Below are 8,367 nucleotides of genomic sequence, written 5' to 3' on the forward strand. Positions count from 1 at the left end.
ACAAGCAACCGATCAGGCCACCTTGCGAGCGAAATCCTCGATCGTTTCGATGCGATCACTGGCGATCTCGCGCAGCATCGCCGTCGGGTCGCGGCCAAACGGCACGTCGATAGCGACATGCAGGTCGGCGCGCGTCAGGCCGATATCGGCGAGTTCGGCGTCCGACATCTCGCCAAGGCGATAAAAGGCGCGGCGGTTTTTCCAGGCGCGGTAGATGTTGGAGACGGTGTTGGCCACGCGCGTCGCAACGGCCGGACGCGAGGTGATGCGCGGGGTCTCGGTGGCGAAATCGAACGTGGTCATTGTCGGTCTCCTTCAGACTCGAACGGGCAAAGCCTTGCGATCGGCGCTGGCGACAGCGGCCGTTCCGGCTTCGATTCACATGCCTTCATGTGGACAATGCCAATTTGCCATCGGCCGATTGATTAATCCAACGAATGTTTCTAATCTTTACCATCAACACCAGTGATGGATCATATCGATGAAATCGCCGCTCGATCTCGATCAGTTGCAGACCTTCATCTCGATTGCCGACACCGGCAGCTTCACGCGAGCAGCCGAAGAGGTGCACCGGACCCAGTCGGCGGTGTCGATGCAGATGCGCCGGCTGGAGGAGCGGCTGGGCAAGCCGCTGTTCGAAAAGGACGGACGCACCAACAGGCTGACCGAGGAAGGCGACAAGCTGCTCTCCTATGCGCGGCGGCTGCTCTATCTCAACCGCGAGACCCTGGCGGCCTTCGACGACCGGCGGCTCGAAGGCACGATCCGCATCGGCACGCCCGACGACTACGCCGATCGTTTCCTGCCCGAGATCATGGCACGGTTCACCCGCTCCAATCCGCGCGTCGAACTCACCGTCATCTGCGAGCCGACGCCGGGGCTGGTCGAGCATATCAAGCGCGGCAATCTCGACCTCGCGCTGGTGACGCACAACGACGTACGCGGCCAGTCGGAGGTGGTGCGGCGCGAACCGCTGCTGTGGGTCACCTCGGCCAATCATGCCACGCATGAGCAGGAAACGCTGCCGATGGCCTTCGGCCGGCCGAACTGCATCTGGCGGCGCGCCGCCGTCGATGTGCTCGACCAGCAGAACCGCGACTATCGTATCCTGTTCACCAGTTTCTCGGCCACCGTCATCACCGCCGCGGTGCTTTCCGGGCTGGCAATCTCGGTGCTGCCGGAATGCGCGCTCAGACCCGGTATGCGGGTGCTGGGCGAAGCCGACGGCTTCGGCGCCCTGCCCGATTGCCGCATCGGCATCATGCGCGGCCAGACGTCGCGGCCGGAGATCGTCGATGCGCTCGCCCGCCATATTTCGGAAAGCCTGGACAACATCTCGGTGCCGGTCGGCGAAGACCCCGGAACGTTCGATTTCGCAGCGCTCGCCTTCACCAAGCTGCGGCGAACCAAGCCGAACCAGATCCTGCCCGGCTGGTAGGCAGGGCCAGGTGTGCGGGTTATGAACGGCTGGCCCGACGCAACCGCCTTGACGCGGGCGCCCAACCGTTCCCCAATCGACGGATGAGCGAAGTAGCATCCGAATCACGCACCAACGCCGCCGAATATACGGTGAGCGAGATTTCCGGCGCGCTGAAGCGCACGGTCGAGGACGTTTTCGGCAATGTGCGGGTGCGTGGCGAGATATCAGGCTATCGCGGGCCGCATTCCTCAGGTCATGCCTATTTCGCGCTGAAGGACGACCGCGCGCGGCTCGACGCCGTGGTGTGGAAAGGCACGATGAGCCGGCTGAAGTTCCGTCCCGAAGAGGGCATGGAGGTGATCGCCACCGGCAAGCTCACCACCTATCCCGGCAAATCCAACTACCAGATCGTCATCGACAATCTGGAGCCGGCTGGCGCCGGCGCCCTGATGGCGCTGCTGGAGGAGCGCAAGCGGCGGCTGCAGGCCGAGGGGCTGTTCGACACCGGTCGCAAGCGGCTGCTGCCGTTCATGCCGTGCGTCATCGGCGTCGTCACCTCGCCGACAGGGTCCGTCATCCGCGACATCATCCACCGCATCAAGGACCGCTTTCCGCTGCATGTCCTGGTCTGGCCGGTGCGCGTGCAAGGCGAGACGTCAGGCGCGGAAGTGACTGCCGCGGTCAACGGCTTCAACGCGCTGGCATGGGATGGCGCCATCCAGCGGCCCGATCTGTTGATCGTTGCGCGTGGCGGCGGCAGCCTCGAAGACCTCTGGGGGTTCAACGACGAGGCGCTCGCCCGCGCGGTTGCCGCTTCCGGCATTCCGGTGATCTCGGCTGTCGGCCACGAGACCGATTGGACGCTGATCGACCTCGTTGCCGACGTGCGAGCGCCGACACCGACAGGCGCGGCCGAAATCGCCGTGCCGGTGAAGGCCGACCTCGAAGCAACGCTTGCCAGCCTCGGTGCGCGGCTGAAAGCGGCGGTGCTGCGCAATTTCGAGCGCAAGCGGCAGGCCGCCCGTGCCGCCGCCCGGGCTCTGCCCTCGCCCGATCAATTGCTGGCGCTGCCGCGCCGGCGCCTCGATGAGGCGACATCCAGGCTGGGCCGGGGCCTGTTGGTCTCCACCGAACGCAAGCGTGCAAGGTTTTTTGCCGTGAAACTGACACCGGCAATGCTGTCGCAGCGCATTGCAGAGGCCCGGCGCACCAACGAACGCAATCTTTTGCGAGCACAAGGGGCACTGCGTGCGATGGCAAGAGCCCGGCGTGCGGAGCTTAACCGGGCGGCGGATCAATTGCCAAAATGTGCCAGGGCATCGCTGCAGCGGCACAAGCAGCAACTGGCCATGCTGCAAGGCCGCATCACGATCGAGCCGACGGCACGGCGGCAACGCGTGCAGAGGGATTTGCTGACAGCTTTGACAAGACGCGGCACGCAAGCAGTGGTGCTCAGGCTGGAGCGCCTGCGCGGCCGCATCGTCCAGGCCGACAGGTTGATGGCGTCGCTGTCGCACAAGGCCGTCCTGGCCCGCGGCTTTGCGCTGGTGAGAGATGCGGATGGCACCGTCGTCAAGCAGGCTGCCGACGTGGCGTCGGGAATGGCGCTTTCGCTCGAGTTCGCCGACGGGACCGCCGATGCGGTGGCAATCAGCGGCACGGCAAAACCGAAAGCCGTGGCCAAGCCGGCGGCCAAGGCCAAAGAGCCTGGCAATCAGGGATCCCTATTCTGACACCATGACCGACAATCCGCATCATCTGGCAACGCCCTCAGGCAAACCGCGCGCGCGAAATTTCGGCATCGGCTTCGACGGACGGCCTGGACCGTTCAACGCGATCACCGATGTGCCCGGCGTCGCGGTCGGCTATGCGACGCTGATCTCGGGCGATGGCGCGCTTGTCGTCGGCAAGGGACCGGTGCGCACCGGCGTGACCGCGATCCTGCCCAGGCCGCTTGCCGACCTCGCCAACCCGGTCTTCGCCGGGATCTTCAGCCAGAACGGAAACGGCGAACTGACCGGCTCGCACATCGTCGAGGAAACCGGCGCTTTCAACTTCCCGATCACCATCACCAACACGCATTCCTGCGGTGTTTCCCGCGACGGCACGCTGCGCTGGATGCAAAGCGTGCTGCCGGCGGCGCTCGACAGCGGCTGGGGACTGCCGGTGGCGGCGGAGACCTATGACGGCTTCCTCAACGACATCAACGGCCACCATTTGACGTCGGAGCATGTTGCGCAGGCCCTCGACGGTGCCGCCGGCGGACCGATCGAGGAAGGCAGCGTCGGCGGCGGCACCGGCATGATCACCTTCGGCTTCAAGGCCGGCTCCGGCACGGCATCGCGCATCGTCGAATGGCACGGCCGTGCCTATACGGTCGGCGCCTTCGTGCAGTCCAATTTTGGCAAACGGCGCAATATAACCATTCGCGGCCTGCGCGCCGGGCCGCAACTCGTCGAACCGGCTGTCCGCGAAGGCACACCGCGCGCCGAAAAGGGTTCGATCATCGCCGTCATCGCCACCGACGCACCGTTCCTGCCGCATCAGATGAAGCGGCTGGCCCGACGGGTGCCGCTTGGCGTCGCCATGACCGGAGGCTTCGGGTATCACAGTTCAGGCGACATTTTCATCGCCTTCTCGACCGCCAATGCGAGCGCCGCGCGGGCGCCATCCGGCCGCATCGCCAGTGCCGATTTTATTCCCGATACCGACATCGATCCGTTTTTCGATGCGGTGATCCAGACCGTAGAGGAAGCAATCCTCAACGCGCTGGTTGCCAATGACGATATGACCGGACGGGACGGGAATTTCGTGCCGGCGCTGCCGAAGACGTGGCTGAAGGAGACCTTTGGCTGAAGACAAAAACGCGGGCCAGAAGCCCGCGCTGCAACAATGTCGCCGCTATGCGATCATTCGGCGGCTTTGATCATTCCGCGGCTTTTCTGGGGGCCTGCTGGCTTTCTTCGGCCTCGGCCGCTTCCTCAAGCCGGGATGCGATAAGTTCCTGGATATCGCCGACTTCTTCCTGGATATCCTCCAGCGGAATGCCGACCTCGGCCGCCTCGGCGGCGCACTCCTTGGCCAAGGTTTCGGCCTGCTTGTCGATCCTTGCCTGGGAGGATTGGCAATGGACCTTTTCGCCGATCCATCCCCGCAAGAATTCGATGGCGTGTTCGCTCATACTGCTGTTCCCTGGCGGCAAAGCCGGTTGGTAATCATAAACGTCGACATCCCGCAAAGGATGCATGTCCCCATTCCAGCCGAGTCGCGGTCAGCCGGCAAGCCAATGCCGTCCAAGGTCCACAGAGCCATAGGAAATCGAGGGGTCAAGGGCATTTTCTGATTCTGGAGGGGTCGGTACCGTTGGCTGGGTCACACCCAGCGCTGCGCCACTGTTTCTATTTGCTTTTTTCCGGTTTCCGAGCCGATTTCCGTCACAATAGATGGCGCAAAACACTACACATTCACAGTTGCTTCGAGGTGCTGCCCTCGGGCGCGCGGGTCGAAGCCGCCGCTATATAGTGACATCCTCCTGCAATGTCGACTCCGCCCGCTATCCTGCTTCTTTCCGCCGCGCCGAAGGGCTCCGCGACGGACGCAGAACAAGTGACGATGGACCCGAACCGGGTGGAGCAGGCCCCGGCGGAGCCGCTCAGACGTGCACAGCCACCACCGCCGCGCAGTCGCCGGCCTTAACCAGCCCGGGGAAATGCCGCGCCGCAAGCATGCCCGACATTTTTGCCCGGATCTCCTGCGGAGCGACGCCGGTGCGGCCGGTGGAATGAATGCGCGCCAGCACCGAGCCTTCTTTGACGGGCTCACCGAGATCGACCATGGTTTCGATCATGCCGTCGTCTTCGGCGAACGAGAAACAATCGCCCGACGGCATGTCGAGCCACTGGGTTCGAGTCTTCTCGACCGCACCATCTACAATGCCGGCATGACGCAGCACGTTGAGAATGCCGCGCCTCGCGATCCGCACGGTTTGCGCGCGCGACGTGCCGCCGCCGCCAAGTTCGGTGCTGACGAAGACCTTGCCCATCTCCTCGGCTGCCGTGTCGTACATGCCAACGGCGTCGATCTCGATCATGCGCATCGAGAACGGAGCGGCAAAGGCCGCGACCGCGTCAAAGGCTTTCTGTTCCAGCGCCTTGTCGGGCAAAGTGTGCGCCGCGCAGAACGGCACGAAGTCCAGCGTCTTGCCGCCGGAGTGGAAGTCGAACACGATGTCGGCGCGAGGCAGCAGCTCACGTTGAAAGTAATCGGCGATCTTTTCGGTCACCGTTCCGTCCGGCCGGCCGGGAAAGCTGCGGTTCATGTTGCCCTTGTCGATCGGCGAGGTGCGCGTGCCGGCGCGGAAGGCCGGATAGTTCATTGCCGGCACGATGATCACCGTGCCGCTGACTTGCCTGGGATCGAGGGTCCTGGCGAGATCGTAGAGGGCCAGCGGCCCCTCATATTCGTCGCCATGGTTGGCGCCGGACAGCAGAGCTGCCGGTCCGTTGCCGTTGCGGATGACGCAGATCGGGATCATCACCGAGCCCCACGCGGAATCGTCGCGGCTGTAGGGCAAGCGCAGGAAGCCGTGCTGGACGCCGTCGCGGTCGAAATCGACGGTCGGCGCGACCGGTGATGAGCGTAGATTCGACATCGGGCTCAATCCTTCACCACCAGCTTACGCGGCACATTGGCCAGGCACTCCACACCGGTTTCGGTGATCAGGATGGACTCGGTGATCTCCAGTCCCATCGTTTCCAGCCACAGGCCGGTCATGAAATGGAAGGTCATGCCGGGCTTGAGTTCGGTGCGGTCGCCGGGACGCAAGCTCATCGTGCGCTCGCCCCAGTCCGGCGGATAGGACAGTCCGATCGAATAGCCGGTGCGGTTGTCCTTGACGATGCCATACTTCTTCAGCACGGCGAAGAAGGCGTTGGCGATGTCCTCACAGGCGTTGCCGGGTTTGGCCGCGGCCAGCCCCGCTTCCATGCCTTCCAGCGTCGCCTTCTCGGCATCGAGGAATTCCTGCGTCGGCTTGCCGAGGAAGACGGTGCGCGACAGCGGGCAGTGATAGCGGTTGTAGCAGCCGGCGATCTCGAAGAAGGTGCCCTCGTCCCGCTTCATCGGTCTGTCGTCCCAAGTCAGATGCGGCGCCGAGGCATCGGCACCCGACGGCAGCAGCGGCACGATCGCCGGATAGTCGCCGCCGATGCCGTCGACGCCGCGCGTGCCGGCATCATAGATTTCGGCAACGAGATCGCATTTGCGCATGCCGACCTCGATCTTGTCGAAGATGCGCTGGTGCATCGCCTCGACGATGCGAGCCGCCTTGCGCATATAGTCGATCTCGGTCGAGCTCTTCACCGCGCGCTGCCAGTTGACCAGCGCGGTGGCATCGACAAAGCGGGCATTGGGCAAATGCTTCTGCAGCGATGCGAAGGCGGCGGCCGAGAACCAGTAATTGTCCATCTCAACGCCGACTGTCAGCTTGCCCCAGCCGCGATCCGCAAGCACGCTGGCCAAAAAATCCATCGGGTGGCGCTCGGTCGACTGCACATAGTGATCGGCATAGCCGACGATGTTGTCATGCGCGAGATAGGCAGTGCGCTTGGCACCGTTGGCGTCCTGGCCACGGCCGTACCAGACCGGCTCGCCCGATGGCGGCACGATAACCGCCTGATGCACGTAGAACGACCAGCCGTCATAGCCGGTCAGCCAGGCCATGTTGGACGGGTCGCTGATAACAAGAAGATCGACGCCCTTCACCTCCATGGCTTTGCGTGTCTTGGCGAGGCGATCCGCATATTCGCCGCGCGAGAATCTCAGGTTCGGTTGCATTGTTCTTGGTCCTCGTTTGTTGGGCCTTGAGCCTGTTTCAACTTCGTTGAAACCGGCCCGTCGTTCTTGTTTGGGCGTGATCTTTCGGAAAACCGGTTCCCATTTTTCCGGATCACGCCTTGGCCAGCATCAGCTTTCGAAAATGGCCCCGGAACCGGCCACCCGCGCCCGATCGCGGGCGAACGTAGCTATCGCCGTATCCTGAACGCCGGTGCCGGTCAGATCGGCGATGGTGATGTCGCTGGCCGAGCGCCGACCATGCCGTTTACCGGCGATGATCTGGCCAAGTTCGGTCACCTCTTCGTCAGCGGCCATCACGCCCGCCGCGATGGCGTGATGCAGCTCACCCAGCCGCCGCGTCTGACGGGCGCTGTCGGCGACATAGAGGTCGGCCATGCGCAGGATTGCCGGCGCGATCTCGTTCTTGTGCTCGGCGTCGGAGCCCATCGCCGTGATGTGCTGGCCGGCGGAAACGAAACCCGCCTTGATCAGCGGCTCGGTCGAAGGCGTGGTGGTGACGATGATGTCGGCGCCGACAACTGCGTTTGCCGCGTCGGGCTCGGCATGCACGAGAATGCCGAGCTTTTCGCGCAGGGCTCCGGCGGTTGCCTCGGCCTTTGCCACATCGCGCGCCCAGATGCGCGCCTCGGAAATCGGCCGCACCAGCATCAGGGCTTCCAATTGCAACCCGGCCTGGACGCCGGCGCCGAAGATCGCGGCAACTGACGAGTCCTGCCGCGACAGATGTTTGGCGGCGACGGCGCCGGCAGCAGCGGTTCGGATATCCGTGAGATAGCCGTTGTCGAGCAGCAGTGCTTCGACCAGCCCGGTTTTGGACGACAGCAGCACCATCATGCCGTTGACGCTGGGCAGGCCGAGCTTCGGATTGTCGAAGAAGCCGGGGCTGATCTTGATGGCGAAACCGTCGATATCAGGCACGTAGGCGGTCTTCACGTCGACCTCGCCGCGATGCTCGGGAATGTCGAGCCGCAGGATCGGCGGCATCGCCACCGGCAGGGTGGCAAGCGCACGGAAGGCGTTTTCGACGCAGGCGACTGCATCGAGATCGAGTGTCACGATCGCGCGCAATTCTTGTTCGGTGAGGATCGTCA

General features: G+C 63.9%; 8 protein-coding genes. 3 read left to right on the plus strand and 5 right to left on the minus strand.

Translation table 11 applies throughout. From position 1 onward, the window contains the following. Positions 1–12: 12 nt before the first annotated feature. Positions 13–303 (minus strand): DUF1127 domain-containing protein, encoded by a 291-nt coding sequence (locus tag ENZ75_RS12875; RefSeq protein ID WP_063170126.1) that lies wholly within the window; start codon positions 301–303, stop codon positions 13–15. Positions 304–481: 178 nt separating this feature from the next. Between ENZ75_RS12875 and ENZ75_RS12880 the strand changes: the two genes are divergently transcribed. The 3 genes from ENZ75_RS12880 to ENZ75_RS12890 all read left to right on the plus strand — a co-directional run bounded on the left by ENZ75_RS12880 (position 482) and on the right by ENZ75_RS12890 (position 4,276). Then, a complete protein-coding gene (locus tag ENZ75_RS12880) occupies positions 482–1,438 on the plus strand; it encodes a LysR substrate-binding domain-containing protein (RefSeq protein ID WP_063170125.1) in 957 nt (318 codons plus the stop codon). A gap of 83 nt (positions 1,439–1,521) precedes the next feature. After that, the gene (gene xseA, locus ENZ75_RS12885; RefSeq protein ID WP_063170124.1) at positions 1,522–3,153 is read left to right on the plus strand and encodes an exodeoxyribonuclease VII large subunit; all 1,632 of its coding nucleotides are present in this window, start codon (positions 1,522–1,524) and stop codon (positions 3,151–3,153) included. 4 nt (positions 3,154–3,157) lie between these two features. Further along, entirely contained in the window at positions 3,158–4,276 is a 1,119-nt protein-coding gene (locus ENZ75_RS12890) for a P1 family peptidase (protein ID WP_063170123.1), read from the plus strand. Between the two features lie 70 nt (positions 4,277–4,346). On the opposite strand, the gene ENZ75_RS12895 is transcribed toward ENZ75_RS12890, so the two are convergent. The 4 genes from ENZ75_RS12895 to eutC form a co-directional block, all read right to left on the minus strand. Then, positions 4,347–4,658, minus strand: coding sequence for a hypothetical protein (locus ENZ75_RS12895; protein WP_224675447.1), 312 nt, complete (start codon positions 4,656–4,658; stop codon positions 4,347–4,349). A gap of 414 nt (positions 4,659–5,072) precedes the next feature. After that, entirely contained in the window at positions 5,073–6,071 is a 999-nt protein-coding gene (doeB, locus tag ENZ75_RS12900; RefSeq protein ID WP_024502317.1) for a N(2)-acetyl-L-2,4-diaminobutanoate deacetylase DoeB, read from the minus strand. A 5-nt stretch (positions 6,072–6,076) separates the two neighbouring features. Then, entirely contained in the window at positions 6,077–7,255 is a 1,179-nt protein-coding gene (gene doeA, locus ENZ75_RS12905; RefSeq protein WP_063170122.1) for an ectoine hydrolase DoeA, read from the minus strand. Between the two features lie 129 nt (positions 7,256–7,384). Then, on the minus strand, positions 7,385–8,362 hold the full coding sequence (gene eutC, locus ENZ75_RS12910; RefSeq protein ID WP_245481152.1) for an ectoine utilization protein EutC: 978 nt from the start codon (positions 8,360–8,362) through the stop codon (positions 7,385–7,387). Positions 8,363–8,367 lie beyond the last annotated feature (5 nt).

Origin of the sequence: Mesorhizobium sp. M7A.F.Ca.CA.002.04.1.1, assembly GCF_004022805.1 — a bacterium.
GTDB lineage: Bacteria > Pseudomonadota > Alphaproteobacteria > Rhizobiales > Rhizobiaceae > Mesorhizobium > Mesorhizobium ciceri.

Coding starts and splice junctions, on each gene's coding strand:
- doeA (WP_063170122.1), bottom strand. CDS start 7,255: ATGCAACCGAACCTGAGATTCTCGCGCGGCGAATATGCGGATCGCCTC.
- ENZ75_RS12890 (WP_063170123.1), top strand. CDS start 3,158: ATGACCGACAATCCGCATCATCTGGCAACGCCCTCAGGCAAACCGCGC.
- ENZ75_RS12875 (WP_063170126.1), bottom strand. CDS start 303: ATGACCACGTTCGATTTCGCCACCGAGACCCCGCGCATCACCTCGCGT.
- doeB (WP_024502317.1), bottom strand. CDS start 6,071: ATGTCGAATCTACGCTCATCACCGGTCGCGCCGACCGTCGATTTCGAC.
- ENZ75_RS12880 (WP_063170125.1), top strand. CDS start 482: ATGAAATCGCCGCTCGATCTCGATCAGTTGCAGACCTTCATCTCGATT.
- xseA (WP_063170124.1), top strand. CDS start 1,522: ATGAGCGAAGTAGCATCCGAATCACGCACCAACGCCGCCGAATATACG.